General features: G+C 64.3%; 17 protein-coding genes. 6 read left to right on the top strand and 11 right to left on the bottom strand.

The features are described from left to right. Positions 1–15: 15 nt before the first annotated feature. Positions 16–1,569 (bottom strand): winged helix-turn-helix domain-containing protein, encoded by a 1,554-nt coding sequence (locus GGD62_RS04735; RefSeq protein WP_183707613.1) that lies wholly within the window; start codon positions 1,567–1,569, stop codon positions 16–18. Between the two features lie 127 nt (positions 1,570–1,696). Between GGD62_RS04735 and GGD62_RS04730 the strand changes: the two genes are divergently transcribed. Next, positions 1,697–2,158: a cupin domain-containing protein gene (locus GGD62_RS04730; protein ID WP_183707327.1), complete on the top strand. Its 462-nt coding sequence runs from the start codon at positions 1,697–1,699 to the stop codon at positions 2,156–2,158. A gap of 61 nt (positions 2,159–2,219) precedes the next feature. On the opposite strand, the gene GGD62_RS04725 is transcribed toward GGD62_RS04730, so the two are convergent. Beyond that, complete coding sequence (locus GGD62_RS04725; protein ID WP_244550678.1) at positions 2,220–3,416, bottom strand: aminotransferase class V-fold PLP-dependent enzyme; 1,197 nt, start codon at positions 3,414–3,416, stop codon at positions 2,220–2,222. 120 nt (positions 3,417–3,536) lie between these two features. Between GGD62_RS04725 and GGD62_RS04720 the strand changes: the two genes are divergently transcribed. Then, positions 3,537–4,010, top strand: a complete 474-nt coding sequence (locus GGD62_RS04720) for a VOC family protein (RefSeq protein ID WP_183707325.1) — start codon at positions 3,537–3,539, stop codon at positions 4,008–4,010. Between the two features lie 12 nt (positions 4,011–4,022). Here GGD62_RS04720 and GGD62_RS04715 read toward each other — a convergent pair whose 3' ends face one another. The 4 genes from GGD62_RS04715 to GGD62_RS04700 form a co-directional block, all read right to left on the bottom strand. Further along, entirely contained in the window at positions 4,023–4,595 is a 573-nt protein-coding gene (locus GGD62_RS04715; RefSeq protein ID WP_049814866.1) for a CAP domain-containing protein, read from the bottom strand. A 93-nt stretch (positions 4,596–4,688) separates the two neighbouring features. After that, positions 4,689–5,783, bottom strand: a complete 1,095-nt coding sequence (locus GGD62_RS04710; RefSeq protein WP_183707323.1) for an AMP-binding enzyme — start codon at positions 5,781–5,783, stop codon at positions 4,689–4,691. Positions 5,784–5,790: 7 nt separating this feature from the next. Next, positions 5,791–7,218 carry a methylenetetrahydrofolate--tRNA-(uracil(54)-C(5))-methyltransferase (FADH(2)-oxidizing) TrmFO gene (gene trmFO, locus GGD62_RS04705; protein ID WP_183707321.1) on the bottom strand — a complete coding sequence of 476 codons (1,428 nt, stop codon included), beginning with the start codon at positions 7,216–7,218 and terminating at the stop codon, positions 5,791–5,793. Positions 7,219–7,347: 129 nt separating this feature from the next. Then, positions 7,348–7,500, bottom strand: a complete 153-nt coding sequence (locus tag GGD62_RS04700) for a DUF1127 domain-containing protein (protein WP_007590701.1) — start codon at positions 7,498–7,500, stop codon at positions 7,348–7,350. 662 nt (positions 7,501–8,162) lie between these two features. Here GGD62_RS04700 and GGD62_RS04695 point away from each other — a divergent pair. Then, the gene (locus GGD62_RS04695) at positions 8,163–8,426 is read left to right on the top strand and encodes a hypothetical protein (RefSeq protein ID WP_183707319.1); all 264 of its coding nucleotides are present in this window, start codon (positions 8,163–8,165) and stop codon (positions 8,424–8,426) included. Positions 8,427–8,493: 67 nt separating this feature from the next. Here the strand turns inward: GGD62_RS04695 and GGD62_RS04690 are convergent, their stop codons facing one another. Together GGD62_RS04690 and GGD62_RS04685 are read right to left on the bottom strand one after the other, a co-directional pair. Further along, positions 8,494–9,318 (bottom strand): lytic murein transglycosylase, encoded by an 825-nt coding sequence (locus GGD62_RS04690; RefSeq protein ID WP_018317895.1) that lies wholly within the window; start codon positions 9,316–9,318, stop codon positions 8,494–8,496. Positions 9,319–9,448: 130 nt separating this feature from the next. Continuing rightward, a complete protein-coding gene (locus GGD62_RS04685; RefSeq protein WP_183707317.1) occupies positions 9,449–10,357 on the bottom strand; it encodes a DUF2189 domain-containing protein in 909 nt (302 codons plus the stop codon). Here GGD62_RS04685 and GGD62_RS41475 point away from each other — a divergent pair. Further along, complete coding sequence (locus tag GGD62_RS41475; RefSeq protein WP_018317897.1) at positions 10,356–10,478, top strand: hypothetical protein; 123 nt, start codon at positions 10,356–10,358, stop codon at positions 10,476–10,478. The genes GGD62_RS04685 and GGD62_RS41475 overlap by 2 nt on opposite strands. 214 nt (positions 10,479–10,692) lie before the next feature. After that, positions 10,693–11,094 (top strand): DUF3597 domain-containing protein, encoded by a 402-nt coding sequence (locus GGD62_RS04680; RefSeq protein WP_026201930.1) that lies wholly within the window; start codon positions 10,693–10,695, stop codon positions 11,092–11,094. Positions 11,095–11,160: 66 nt separating this feature from the next. Here GGD62_RS04680 and GGD62_RS04675 read toward each other — a convergent pair whose 3' ends face one another. After that, positions 11,161–11,436 (bottom strand): GNAT family N-acetyltransferase, encoded by a 276-nt coding sequence (locus GGD62_RS04675; protein ID WP_018317899.1) that lies wholly within the window; start codon positions 11,434–11,436, stop codon positions 11,161–11,163. Positions 11,437–11,807: 371 nt separating this feature from the next. On the opposite strand from GGD62_RS04675, the gene GGD62_RS04670 reads away from it, so the two are divergent. Beyond that, positions 11,808–12,149 (top strand): SPW repeat protein, encoded by a 342-nt coding sequence (locus GGD62_RS04670; RefSeq protein WP_312013773.1) that lies wholly within the window; start codon positions 11,808–11,810, stop codon positions 12,147–12,149. 49 nt (positions 12,150–12,198) lie between these two features. On the opposite strand, the gene GGD62_RS04665 is transcribed toward GGD62_RS04670, so the two are convergent. Beyond that, on the bottom strand, positions 12,199–12,474 hold the full coding sequence (locus tag GGD62_RS04665) for a GNAT family N-acetyltransferase (RefSeq protein WP_092257871.1): 276 nt from the start codon (positions 12,472–12,474) through the stop codon (positions 12,199–12,201). Between the two features lie 85 nt (positions 12,475–12,559). Next, positions 12,560–12,919, bottom strand: coding sequence for a hypothetical protein (locus tag GGD62_RS04660; protein WP_018317901.1), 360 nt, complete (start codon positions 12,917–12,919; stop codon positions 12,560–12,562). Between the last annotated feature and the right edge of the window lie 25 nt (positions 12,920–12,944).

Below are 12,944 nucleotides of genomic sequence, written 5' to 3'. Positions count from 1 at the left end.
AGGCCGAACTCGGCGCTACTCCGGAAGGCCTGCGATGCGGAGGGCATCGCCGAGAGAGGAAGCGAGCGCTGGCGCGCAGTTGACGCCCTGAAATTGACGGCCATAGCGGAACGTCGGGTGCAGCTCCAGCACCCGCGTGGCCGCCGCCTTCGCCTCCTGCAATCGTCCAAGCTTTGCCAGCGCCGCGGCCAATTGCACATGGGTGATGCTGTGGCGAGGATTGGCCTGAACCGAGCGGTAAGCGGCGCGACACGCTTCCTCATATCGGCCGCGATGGAAGTGCCCAAGAGCCTGGGCATCGAACGCGGCGAAAGCCCAGGAATCGAACGGACTGAGCCGCAGGCCTTGTTCGCTCCATTCGATAGCGCGGTCGGCATCTCCGCCCCAGCCGAGCATGACGCTGCCGAGGATGTAGGTCAGCGCCGATGATGGGCTGATGGCGAGCGCGGCCTCGAACGCGATGAACGCTGCGGAGCGATCGTGCCCGTCCATGCCGATCGAAAAGCCCGCGAGCGTGAGAGCAAGCGCATCATCCTGGCCGTGAGCGATGGCCGAGCGCGCGTGGCGGATCGAGGCCTGCCGATTGGCCTCCTGCAAACCGGCTCGAAGAAACAGGCAGTGATGGCACATCGCTGCATTGCCGTGCGCAAGCGCGTACGCAGGCTCGAGCGCGATCGCACGTTCGAGCAGCACGAGCGCCTGGGTGACCTGGGCCGGCATGCCGGAATCGACGTCCGGCTGGGCGCGCAGGACGAGATCATAGGCATCCAGGCTGTCCGGCCGCTTGCGCCTGACCCTATTGATCTCGGCGCGCCGCAGGCTGGGCGCGATCGCACCGACGGTCAACGATGCGATGTCGTCCTGGAGGGCGAAGACGTCTTCGGACCGGCGGTCAAATCGCTCGGCCCAGACGTGCATGCCAGTCGACGCATCGATCAACTGGCCGGTGATGCGGACCAGCGTGCCGGTCTTGCGGACACTGCCTTCCAGCACGTAGCGTACACCAAGTTCGCGGCCGACCTGCTTCACGTCCACCGCGCGGCCCTTGTAGGCGAATGTGGAATTCCGCGCGATCACGAACAGCCAATTGATGCGCGAGAGGCCGGTGATGATGTCGTCGACCATCCCGTCGGCAAAATAGTCCTGCGCCGCATCGCCGCTCAAGTTCGTGAAAGGCAACACTGCGATCGACGGCCTGTCGGGCAATGACGGCAACAGCGCTTGCGGTGTTGCTCGTGCGGGATCCGGATCAGACTTCGTCACGGTCGGGCCGACATAGCGATAGCCGCGGCGCGGCAGCGTTTCGATCCAACGCGCCTCGCCGGAGATGTCCGCCAGCGTGCGCCGCACCGCCGCGATCTGGACGGTCAGGTTGCTGTCCTCGACGGCCTGGGCGGGCCAGGCCGCCTCGATCAAGGCATCCTTTGAAACCGGCACACCAGCCTGCCGGACGAGGAGCGCCAGGAGCAATACTGCGCGCTGGCCGAGAGCGGTCGGCTCAGCACCGTGGAACAGGATCCCCGCATCGCCATCGAGGCGAAAGGGACCAAATTCAAGGATCGTGGCCATCATCGAAGAAGGCCACATTTCGCAGGTTTTTTGCAACGTTTTCCGAACGGCTTTGCGACTTTCCGGCTGGACTGGACCACCATCGCGCGAGCCGTGAGGAACGCTGCAACAAGCGATGGAGGTGTACATGACCGCGAGACACGTCATCCGCAGGCCCGGCGAGACCGAGGGGGTCACGCTGCGCGGCCAACCAATGGCCTTCCTGGTGACGGGCGAGGACACTGGGCATACGAGCATGTTCGATTGGACAATTCCGGCAGGATTCGCCACCGGCCGGCACGTTCATCGTGTTCAGGAAGAGACCTTCTACATGCTCGACGGCGAGTGTGAATGGTTCGTCGGGGATGAGATTGTCCGGGCAACCCCAGGGACCTTCCTCTTCATTCCTCCCGGTGTTCCTCACGACATCACCAACGCGAGCGAGAAGCCCGCGCGCGTGCTCATGACCGTATCCCCGCCGGGACACGAGCATTACTTCGAGGAGCTGGCGAAGCTGACGGCAAGTGGTCCCCCGGATGCAAAAGCCATCAGCGAGCTACGCGCCCGCTTCGATACCGACCAGCTCTCGGCGCTGACGACAAGAGCTTGAAGCCCAGACGGCGCGAGGCTGGATCGACTTCAAGGTCGGCCCGGCCGCGCCGGCCTTTTTGCTACCGTGTCGCCAGATCCGCCAGGTGAGCGATCAGCCGATCGATCTCGGCTTCCGTGTTGTAATAATGCGGCGATGCCCGCACGACATGCGGCAAGGCGCGAAGTTCGGCATCGATACGCGTGCTCGACGGATCTGAAGCGCCGATGGTGATGCCTGCCGTAGCGGCGCTGGCGACAACGGCATCCGCCTCGTGCCCGTCCAGCGTGAAGCTGACGATGGCACCCGGCGCGCGTCCGAGGTCGCGAATGGTGATGCCGGGAAGGGCGGCAAGGCCGCCGCGAAGACGGCCGGCAAGCATGCGGCAGCGTTGTTCGATCGGAGCGATGCCGATCTCCAGGGCGTAATCGACGGCGGCGCCGAGGCCCAGCCGGGCCGCGTAGTTGTTCTCCCAGGTCTCGAAGCGGCGTGCATCGTCGCGAAGCCGATATTCATCGCGCGAGACCCAGGGCGCGGCGAAGTGATCGATCATCGGCGGCTCTAGTCGTTGCAGCAGCGCCTGGCGGACGTAAAGGAAGCCGGTGCCGCGCGGGCCGCGCAGGAACTTTCGCCCCGTGGCCGACAGCATGTCGCAGCCGATGGCCTCGACGTCCACCGTCATCTGGCCGACCGCCTGGCAGGCGTCGAGCAGATAGGGAATGCCGTGCGCTCGCGCGATCTTGCCGACAGCTGCCGCCGGATTGACCAGCCCGCCATTGGTCGGGACCCAGGTGATCGCGATGAGCTTTACGCGCTCATCGATCATCCGTTCGAGCGCGTTTACGTCGAGCTCGCCGCTCGCATCGCTGGGCACCACGTCGATGACCGCGCCGGTTCGTTTGGCGACCTGGAGAAAGGCGACATAGTTGGCGGCGTATTCCGCTTCGGCGGTCAGGATTCGGTCGCCCTTGCGAAACGGAAGCGAATAGAACGCCATCTGCCAGGCGACCGTCGCATTCTCCACCAGCGCGATCTCATCGGGCGCGGCATTCAAGAGACGCGCCACCGAGCCGTAGACCGCGTTGAGCCGGTCGGCCTCGCGATCGGCGGCAGCGTAGCCCCCGATCTCGGTCTCCAGATCGATGTGTCCCTTCATCGCCGCGACGACCGGCGCCGGCATCAGGCCAGCGCCTGCGTTGTGGAGATATGCGAGCCGGGAGGCGGCGGGTGTGTCGGCGCGAATTCGGGCGATGTCGATCAAGTCAGAAGCCTCTGCCATCGGGTTCCCTCAGCTAGACACAATGACGCAACGAGCAAGATCGGGCAAACTGGAGCATCCGGATCCCGATGCCTATGCTGATTGAAAGCAAAATTTGGTGGGGAATTGAAAGGACGCACGATGGCGAAGAACACGATTTGCCTCTGGTACGACAGGGATGCCGAGGCGGCTGCCCGCTTCTATGCCGAGACGTTCCCCGACAGCGCGGTGAGCGCCGTCCACCGCGCGCCCAGCGATTACCCGTCCGGAAAGGCGGGGGATGTGCTCACCGTCGAATTCACCGTCGCCGGCGTGGCCTGTCTCGGCCTCAACGGTGGTCCGATTTTCACGCACAACGAATCGTTCTCGTTCCAGATCGCAACCGATGACCAGGAGGAGACGGACCGCTATTGGAACGCCATCGTCGGCAATGGCGGACAGCAGAGTGCGTGCGGCTGGTGCAAGGACAGATGGGGCGTCTCCTGGCAGATCACCCCGCGCGTGCTGACCGAGGCGCTGGCGGCCGGCGGCGCTGAAGCCAAGCGTGCCTTCGATGCGATGATGGGGATGAGGAAAATCGACGTCGCTGCGATCGAGGCGGCACGACGCGGCTGACGTTGGCTTGCCTCAGATACAGAGGCTGAGCAGCTTGATGTGACAGCTGCTGGGCTTGGGCTTGCTCGCGGGTGCGGCCTCGCGTTTCACGGCAACCTCGCGTTTCACGGCGACGAGGGGCTCCTTGTCCTTCTTCTTGCCCTTGCCCTTCGGCTCGTAATCGCCCGCGATCACCATGGCCCAATAGGTGCGCTTGCCGCTGGCATTCCTGGCGCTGGCGATGCCGACGCGGGAGGCGTTGTGCAGCAACAGGTTCTTGCGGTGCCCGGACGAGTCGATCCACTGTCCCAGGGTCTTCTCGAAATTGTCGTAGCCGTAGGCGATGTTCTCGGCGGCGCGGCCGGCGCCGGCGGGCGCGACACGGCGATTGAAGGGGCCGAGCGCGTCGTGACTGAGGTCGTCCTTGGCCGCCATCGCGCGGGCCTGGTCCATGGCGATGCGGTCGAGGGTGGAATCGCGGACGACGCGAACCTCACCGTGCTTGAGGCGGAAGCTGGAGATCAGCTCGGCCGGGGTCTCGGCCATTGCGGGCGCGGCCGCCAGCAGCAGAAGGCCGGCAATCAGGCCGCCAACCACGCGATGCATCATCGTCCCCCGAGTGCCCATGACCCCGCCGAGCCTGACTTGTCCGACCGCTTCTCTATCGCCAATGTGGACGCTTCAAGGCGAGACTGCCCGTCAGTTCGCTGGCAGGTTCGCCTCAAAATTGAAGCGGTCGCGCAGGTTTTTTCGCTGTTCCAGGATGTCCTTGAGGAAAGCGCGGTCCTGGTCATTCTTCATCATCGGCTCGATCAGGTCGAGCTGGTTCATGGCGACCAGTTGCAGGATCTCGGTGCGCGGCTTGCCGCTGGCGTCGCGCGGTAGCGCGTGAACCACCTGGATGTGCTCCGGCGGTTTCGGCCCCTTGGCGGCCGAAAGCTCGTTCCGCAACTGGCCCTCGAGCGTGCCCTGATCGGCTTCGACGAAGGCATAGAGCCCGACGCCGGAGCGGCGGTCCGCGAAAGCCACGATGGCGGTGTCGCGCACGGCCGGGTTCTTGCGGATCAGCTCGGTCAGCACCGGCGCATCATTGACCAGCCTGCGGCCGCCGCCCTCGCGGTCGGTGAAGTTGAACAGGCCGCGCGTGATCGCGCGATAGACTTTCTTGCCGGTGACAAGCCACAGGCTGGCGGCGAATGACTTCTTCGCAAGGATCTTTCGCTCGCGCGGTGTCAGCGCCTCAGGTGCGTAGGAGCGCTTGTGCTTGAGCAGATGCCGGAGGTCTTCATAGGCGAGGATGCGATAGAGCCGGCCGCGCCGCGCAAAGCAGGCGGCGAGCTGGAAGTCGGTGACATAGGCGAGGCCGTCGCGGCCGACCAGCCAGTTCTGTTCCTTGGCAAGATCGTTGTGGCAGATACCGGCGCGGCGCAGCCGGCGCAGGGCCACCTTGGCCGAACGGAAATAGGCGAGGTCGCCATGGGGCTTGGCCAGATGCAAAGCGACGCCGTCGACGAAGCCGCGCACCAGCGCGCGGCGTCCGGCCCACAGCAGCTCCGGTCCAACGTTGAGGCCTTTGGCGAGCCGCAGTGCGTGCTTCTCGCGGGCGAACAGATGGCGCGCCAGCAGGAATGACCACCACGGCACCTCGTCGAGCCGGCGTAGCACGGCGTCGACTTCGCCGATGTCGGTACGGAAGCGCCCGCGTTCGACGGTCGAGAACACGTCGCGCTTGAGCAGCACGCCCTCGGTCCAGCGCGCCGAGAGCGTCGCGGCGTCGTCTTTGGGGAGGCTCATTGCAAACTCACGCGGCTGCGGCAATGCGCAAATGATCGGCGATCCAGCGATCGAGATCGGCGAGTGCCAGTGCGCTCATCGCCTGCTTCTTGGCCACCGTCTTTTCGTTGCCGCGCAGGCGCGTGCCGTCGGGCTTTTTTGTCGGCGCGGTCGCAAGCGGTGGGAATAGACCGAAATTGATGTTCATCGGCTGGAACGAGCGTGTGCCGGGCTCGATGGTCTCGATATGGCCGCCGGTGATGTGGCCGAGCAGCGATCCGAGCGCGGTCGTGCCGGGCGGGCTGACAAGCGTCTCGCCGCGCGCGTCCGCGGCTGCATAGAGACCGGCGATCAGGCCGACGCTGGCCGATTCCACATAGCCCTCGCAACCCGTCATCTGGCCGGCAAAGCGCAGACGCGGCTGTGCGCGCAGGCGCAGCTGACTGTCGAGAAGCTTTGGCGAGTTCAGGAAGGTGTTGCGATGCAGGCCGCCGAGGCGGGCGAACTCCGCCTTCTCCAGCCCGGGAATAGTGCGGAAGATGCGCTGCTGCTCGCCGTATTTCAGCTTCGTCTGGAAGCCGACGATGTTGTAGAGCGTGCCGAGCTTGTTGTCCTGGCGCAGCTGCACGATCGCGTAGGCTTTGGTCGTGGGATCGTGCGGATTGGTGAGACCGACCGGCTTCATCGGGCCGTGGCGCAAGGTCTCGGGGCCGCGCTCCGCCATCACTTCGATCGGCAGGCAGCCGTCGAAATAGGGCGTGTTGGTTTCCCACTCCTTGAACTCGGTCTTCTCGCCGGCGATGAGCGCGGCGACGAAGCCGTCATACTGCTCCTTGGTCATCGGGCAGTTGATGTAGTCCGCGCCGGTGCCGCCGGGGCCGACCTTGTCGTAGCGCGACTGAAACCACGCCACCGACATGTCGATGGATTCGCGGTGCACGATCGGCGCGATTGCGTCGAAGAAAGCGAGCGCGTTCTCGTCGGTCAACTCGCGGATGGCATGGGCGAGCGGTGCGGAGGTGAGGGGGCCGGTGGCAACGATGACGTTGCTCCAGTCGGCCGGCGGCAGGCATGCAACCTCGCCACGGGCGATCTGAATCAGGGGATGGTCGTTCAGCGCCTTGGTGACGGCCGTGGAGAAGCCGTCGCGGTCGACGGCGAGCGCGCCGCCGGCGGGCACCTGGTTGGCATCGGCCGCGCGCATGACCAGCGAATCGAGCCGGCGCATCTCCGCATGCAGCAGGCCGACGGCATTGTTGGCAGCGTCGTCCGAGCGGAACGAATTGGAGCAGACGAGCTCGGCGAGCCCGTCGGTGCGGTGCGCTTCGGTCATGCGGGTCGGCCGCATCTCGTGCAGCACCACGGGCACGCCGGCCTTGGCCACCTGCCAGGCGGCTTCAGAGCCGGCAAGGCCGGCGCCGATCACGTGCACGATGTTGGATTGAGGTCCTGTCATGGGGCGGACAGGTAGCGCTTTTCGGCGTGGAGTGGAATCGCCGAGATCGAGTTTTCTGCCGCTAGATACGACAACGCCCGCACGAGGCGGGCGCTATCGGTCCGTTCCGGTGGAAGGGCTGAAACGATATCAGCCCTGATACTGACCGGCGGCAACGCGCGGGATGTCCGAGCGATCGAGGCCGATGTCGGCCAGTTCGCGATCGCTGAGCTGGGACAGCTCGGCAACATTGCGCTGATAGTCCCGGAAGGCCTGGATCATGCGGATGAGCGAGAGCAGCATTGGTAGTCTCCTGTAGTTTCGATTCAACCCTTGCCCGGGCTGCATCGTTGAAATGAATATAGGTGAGAGTGGTGCACTGCGAAAGTTCCGATGTTGCGATGCAGCTAAGCGAGTAACGCATACCGCGAGTAAGGGAGGCTTAACCTCTCGCCAGTCCCGCCCAAGGCTTGAATTGTATGGACCGAATCTGGCGACAAACTTCCGTGAAATCACGGGTTTAAGGGCTGTCGACTGATCTCGATCATAGCCGAAATAAGTTGCGTGCCTGTCACCAGCAAGTCGGATCGTCAGCTTCTACACCCAAGTCGGGCATGCGCGATTCGCATGAAACGAAAATCGTTATTTTGAATATATATTCATTATTTGTGGGATGGAACTGTAGGCGCGAATGGGGTCCCACGGGCTTTTTCGCGGCAGGATACGTCGGAACGGCCCATTCGCACCCACGATAGCGCAGGGCACACACGCCGAGCGTGTGACGATGATTACCGGGATGCAATGAAAATCAGAAATTTCGCATGCGGCTCTGCGTGATGCGCAACATCACGCAATTCTCGCGGGGAATTTATTGCGGCAAGTTGCCGCGTCCGGGGGAAAGTCATGTTGCAGAGGCCGGCAATGTCGCTGGTCCTGTCTCAAGAACAACAGAAGGAAGTAACATCATGACGAAGTTACTCGGGGTTATTGCAATTGCCGCCGTCGCGTTCGCCGTCGCGCCGGCCGAGGCCGCCAAGCATGCCACGGGCGGTTGCAGCTCGGCCAATCTGGAGAAGACCGAGACCGCGATCGAGAACATGGCCGACGGCGACAGCAAGTTCGTCGCGCAGAAGGAGATCGCGGCTGCCCAGGATTCGCTGCTCAACGGCAAAATGGGTGCGTGCGGCGCGCATCTGAACAAGGCGATGCACGCCACCATGGCCAAGTAAACGGGTAGGCAAACGCACGAGAGAGGGCCGGTCAGACGATCGGCCCTACGCGTTTGTTGATGGGTCTTTAAGGGGCGCGCGCCAGCTGGGTGGCGAAATAGGCGACGGTCTTGGAATAGACCTCGCTCTTGTTCCACTGCTGCAGCACCGCGAAATTCGGACTGCCCGGCTGCCAATCCTTGCCCTTCTGCCAGCCATAGCCGGCAAGATAATTGGCGGTGGAGGCGAGCACGTCGGGCGCGTTGTGCAGGAGGTCGCGCTTGCCGTTGCCGTCGAAATCGACGGCGTATTTCATCCAGGACGACGGCATGAACTGGGTCTGGCCGAGTTCGCCGGCCCAGGCGCCCTTCATCTCGGCTGGCACGAGATCGCCGCGCTGGACGATGCGCAGTGCGTCGAGCAGTTCGGCGCGAAACTGCTCGGCGCGCCGGCAGTCATAGGCCAGTGTTGCCAGCGACCGGATCGTGGCGAACTTGCCGGTGTTGACGCCGAAATCGGTCTCCAGGCCCCAGATCGCGACCAGAACCTCGCCGGGGACGCCATAGGTTTGTTCGATGCGCGACAGCACCGAGCCGTACTGCTTCATCCTGTTGGAGCCGCGCTCCAGGCGCGGCGGCACCATGCGGCCGGAAAATTCCTCGAAGGTCTGGGCGAAGACCTTTTGCGAGCGGTCGCGGTTGAGCACGCTCTGATCCAGCGTCACGCCGGCGAGACCAGATGCGATGGCCTGCTGTGAGATCCCCTTGGCCGCAGCGTCGGTCTTGAAGTCCGCAAGCCAGGCATCGAAATTGCCCGAGCCGCAGGCAACCGCGGCGAACGCTGGCTGGGCGGACAGGATTGACGCGGAGAGGGCGAAGGCTGCGAGAGCGAGACGAGAAATCGTCGAGGTCATTCGAGGTAATGAATTCCGTGAAGCGATCTGACCGGGGCGCGCAATCTCGATCGGAACCGCGGCCAAAGCAAGGCGTGCGACAGGCCGCGATCCTGCCCGAACCAGGGCAGGATCGCATGTCACGATATCGTCAGGCGCCCGTCCTGTTACGCCAGGGGAAGAGGTTGGCCGGGAAGTCGGCAGCCGGCTTGCGCGGACGATGCGGCGGGGGCGGCACCGGACGTGCACCGGGCTCCGAGACGATCACCTTGCGGTAGAGATGCCAGGTGGCATGGCCGAGCAGGGGGATCACCACGGCAAGGCCGAGGAACGCCGGGATGGTGCCGAGCGCGAGCAGAACCGCTACGATCACGCCCCAGGCCGCCATCGGCACCGGGTTCCTCGCGATCACGCGCAGCGAGGTGCTCATCGCCTCGAACGCGCCGGCGTGGCGATCCAGCATCAAGGGGAACGACACGACGCTGATGCAGAGCGCGGCGAGCGCGAACAGGAAACCGACGCCGCAGCCAACCACGATCAGCCACCAGCCCTGCTGCGTCGTCAGCACGCGCGTCATGAAGTCCGAGATTCCGGTGACGCCCTCATAGCCGAACGCCGCAACATAGATCGCCTGCGCGGTCGCAACCCAGGTCACGAACAGCGCGAGCAGCAACGTGCCGAGGCCGAGCATCGCTCCGAACGAGGGCGAACGCAGCACCTCCATCGCATCCCAGGCGCTTGCTTCCTCATAGCGTTCGCGCCGGCTGGAAAGCTCGTAGAGACCGAGCGCTGCGAAGGGGCCGATCAGCGCGAAGCCGGCGGCGAGCGGAAACAGCAGTGGCAGCACCGAATAGCCCATCACCACACGGGCGAGCACGAGGCCGAGCACCGGGTAGATCACGCAGAGGAGGATGGCGTGGCTCGGCACGGCCTTGAAATCTTCCCAGCCGCGCCTGAGCGCATCGTGCAGATCAGACAGCTGGATGGTTCGGATCACCGGTCCAGCCGCATCCGCGGGCTGGGCCATCGTGGGGACATTGCCCTGGTAGAGTGTAGCCATGGTCGCTAGCTCCCTTGCCGAGCGGCCGAATTCGGCGCCGGCAAACGGCGCAAGCGGCCGCCATTCTCTGAAGTCCCGCGATCCCGACCAGACGCGAATTCCGGACGACATCGCGAGCTGAGCTGGAAGCGTACGCCCATTTCCGAGTCCTGTCCTCACGCTTGGGTGAAATTCGATGCCGCATCGCAACCTCGACGATGTCATTCGGTCGTCATTTCGCCGCAGATAAGCTGATGCTGCGTGGTGGTTCGCAGAACTTCGCGGGCGCTACGCAGTAACTTGGTCTATAAGTGCCACTCAAGGCCCTTCCAACGGATCCTTTTCGGGGAGCAGACATGAGCATTTTCGGGAAAATCATGAGCGCGATCTTCGGCGGCCAGCCGGCTTCCGCCGCGCCCGCCGGTGGCGCGGCGCCGGGTAGTGCGCCCGCAGGGGCCGCGCCTGGAGCGTCGGCGCCGGCTTCCGCGCCCATGGCCGCGGTCGATGTGGCGGCGATCGTCGACAAGGCGGTGGCCGCGCACAAGGGCGAGAAGCTGGAATGGCGCACCTCGATCGTCGACCTGATGAAGGCGCTCGACATCGATTCCAGCCTTGCTGCGCGCAAGGATCTCGCCAAGGAGCTCGGCTACAGCGGCGACATGAACGACTCGGCCAGCATGAACGTCTGGCTGCACAAGCAGGTGATGTCCAAGCTCGCCGCCAATGGCGGCAAGCTGCCGCCTGAGATCAAGCACTGACCGCAAGCACTGACCGAATGCCGGTCGTGCCGCAGGGGCTCGCGATCGCGCGGGCCCTTTTTGCTTTCAGCCGACCAGATCCGCATTCTCCGGATGCCTGTCGAGATAGTCGACCACGAAGCCGCAGCCGGCGATCACCTTGCGGCCGTCGCGCCGGATCAAGTCCAGCGCGCCCTTGATCAGCTCGGAGGCGATGCCGCGGCCGCGCAGCGCGCGGGGCGTCTCGGTGTGGGTGATGATGACCGCCGTCGAGGTCAGCCGGTAATTGGCGAAGGCGACCTCGTTGCCGACATCGAGTTCGAAGCGGCTCCTGTCCTTGTTGTCCCGTACCGATGCCACCATGCAAGATCCTTCCGACGTGGGTCTGAGGCGTTGATCTAGGAGCCCGTCCCGGTCCTTGGCAAGGCGCGGCCATGGGAGCTTGCCGCACGGCAGATATCTGCAAACGCGCGTGCCTGTAGCTGCAGTGCAGTATGAGAAGCCATCCCTGGTGAACACCACGCCGGCTCCAATAATTACCGGCGCCACTCTTGCAAGTTCCACGGCGGCTCCCACGTCCTCTCAAGGACATACGCCCGAATGCGGCCGGCAGGGTCGCTAGACATTCGGAGTGTCATGATTGCCAGCCGCAGACGTATGCCTCTTTGGAGGAGGTTACGATGTCGGACTTTGGTTTCTTGAATACTCATCGGACATGGGAAGACTGGTGCGGGATGCTGCTCGGCGCGCTGATCGTGGCTTCGCCGTGGTTTCCCGTCCAGGATCCGGCGATTGCCGGGCACCCGACGGCGATCCTGAATGCGGTCGCAATCGGCCTGGTCGTATTTGGCATCAGCCAGCTCGAATATGTCGCCTTGCAGCGCTGGCAGGAGGTGACGACGATCCTCGTCGGACTGTGGCTCATCGCCTCGCCTTACGCCCTCGGCTATTCCGCTGACGGCTTTCTCCGCATCTACCACACGAGCCTCGGCGCGGCGGTGGTGCTGTTGGGCATCCTTCAGCTGTGGCAGGACTGGGATCTGAATGATCAGGACATGCTCAAGCACGGACGATAGGCCGTAGCTGTCGGCAGGCCCGCTGGCTACGGGCGGCGGGCCTGTGCTCTCACCTCGCCACGAGGTCCGCATAATCCGGATGTTTTTCGATCCATGCCTTCACGAACGGGCATTGCGGGATCAGCTTCAATCCGGCGGCGCGGACCTGGTCGAGCGCGCCTTGCACCAGCTTCGAGCCGACGCCCTTGCCGCCGAGCTCCTTTGGTACGTCGGTGTGCTCGAACGTGATGACGCCGCCGTCGAGCTTGTAATGCTCGGTCGCAACATGGCCCTCGACCTCGAGCTCGAAGCAGTGATGGTCCTTGTTGTCGATGACGTCGCTCATGTCGTCGCACCTCCAATTGCGATCCTCGCGCGAAGCGGTAACGCGCGGTCAGGTCGCCTGGTTTCAGTAGCTGAGGTCGTTCGGTTCAATCGGCCGCTTTGGCGAGCCTGGAATCTTCGGGCTGCTGCGGCGGGCGCAGGCATCCCTGGCAGATGACCAGGGAGCGGTTGACCCTGGCATCCTGCTCGGCCTCGCTGCCGTCCTGCGCTTGCCACCACTCCTTCGAATGGGGCTGAAGTCCGGCTTGCGAGCCGTTCCGCTCGGATCGGGCCGAGGTCCGCGCTGGCTGTGCTGCTGCCCGCGGCCGATTGGGATCCTCGCCGGCGCCATCCCAGGCATAACGTGCAGGCTTGAAGGCGGGATCGGAGGCCAGATGCGCCTGTGGCGCCACGGCACATCCGGCGAGCGCCAGCGACAACAGGAGGAAGGCGGGCGCTTTGACCATGATGCGACACTCTGTACGCGAGAAC

It is taken from the genome of Bradyrhizobium sp. ERR14 (genome assembly GCF_014198235.1).
Taxonomy (GTDB): Bacteria; Pseudomonadota; Alphaproteobacteria; order Rhizobiales; family Xanthobacteraceae; genus Bradyrhizobium.
The sequence above is the reverse complement of the archived record's forward strand: the minus strand, read 5'-3'. Positions and strand labels throughout refer to the sequence as shown.

What these genes read in the sequence shown, in the direction of transcription:
- GGD62_RS04670 (WP_312013773.1), top strand. Translation starts at nt 11,808, where the DNA reads ATGCTGCTCGGCGCGCTGATCGTGGCTTCGCCGTGGTTTCCCGTCCAG.
- GGD62_RS04680 (WP_026201930.1), top strand. Translation starts at nt 10,693, where the DNA reads ATGAGCATTTTCGGGAAAATCATGAGCGCGATCTTCGGCGGCCAGCCG.
- GGD62_RS04675 (WP_018317899.1), bottom strand. Translation starts at nt 11,436, where the DNA reads ATGGTGGCATCGGTACGGGACAACAAGGACAGGAGCCGCTTCGAACTC.
- GGD62_RS04735 (WP_183707613.1), bottom strand. Translation starts at nt 1,569, where the DNA reads ATGGCCACGATCCTTGAATTTGGTCCCTTTCGCCTCGATGGCGATGCG.
- GGD62_RS04665 (WP_092257871.1), bottom strand. Translation starts at nt 12,474, where the DNA reads ATGAGCGACGTCATCGACAACAAGGACCATCACTGCTTCGAGCTCGAG.
- GGD62_RS04730 (WP_183707327.1), top strand. Translation starts at nt 1,697, where the DNA reads ATGACCGCGAGACACGTCATCCGCAGGCCCGGCGAGACCGAGGGGGTC.
- GGD62_RS04715 (WP_049814866.1), bottom strand. Translation starts at nt 4,595, where the DNA reads ATGCATCGCGTGGTTGGCGGCCTGATTGCCGGCCTTCTGCTGCTGGCG.
- GGD62_RS04720 (WP_183707325.1), top strand. Translation starts at nt 3,537, where the DNA reads ATGGCGAAGAACACGATTTGCCTCTGGTACGACAGGGATGCCGAGGCG.
- GGD62_RS04700 (WP_007590701.1), bottom strand. Translation starts at nt 7,500, where the DNA reads ATGCTGCTCTCGCTCATCCGCATGATCCAGGCCTTCCGGGACTATCAG.
- trmFO (WP_183707321.1), bottom strand. Translation starts at nt 7,218, where the DNA reads ATGACAGGACCTCAATCCAACATCGTGCACGTGATCGGCGCCGGCCTT.
- GGD62_RS04685 (WP_183707317.1), bottom strand. Translation starts at nt 10,357, where the DNA reads ATGGCTACACTCTACCAGGGCAATGTCCCCACGATGGCCCAGCCCGCG.
- GGD62_RS41475 (WP_018317897.1), top strand. Translation starts at nt 10,356, where the DNA reads ATGGTCGCTAGCTCCCTTGCCGAGCGGCCGAATTCGGCGCCGGCAAAC.
- GGD62_RS04725 (WP_244550678.1), bottom strand. Translation starts at nt 3,416, where the DNA reads ATGGCAGAGGCTTCTGACTTGATCGACATCGCCCGAATTCGCGCCGAC.
- GGD62_RS04695 (WP_183707319.1), top strand. Translation starts at nt 8,163, where the DNA reads ATGACGAAGTTACTCGGGGTTATTGCAATTGCCGCCGTCGCGTTCGCC.
- GGD62_RS04710 (WP_183707323.1), bottom strand. Translation starts at nt 5,783, where the DNA reads ATGAGCCTCCCCAAAGACGACGCCGCGACGCTCTCGGCGCGCTGGACC.
- GGD62_RS04660 (WP_018317901.1), bottom strand. Translation starts at nt 12,919, where the DNA reads ATGGTCAAAGCGCCCGCCTTCCTCCTGTTGTCGCTGGCGCTCGCCGGA.
- GGD62_RS04690 (WP_018317895.1), bottom strand. Translation starts at nt 9,318, where the DNA reads ATGACCTCGACGATTTCTCGTCTCGCTCTCGCAGCCTTCGCCCTCTCC.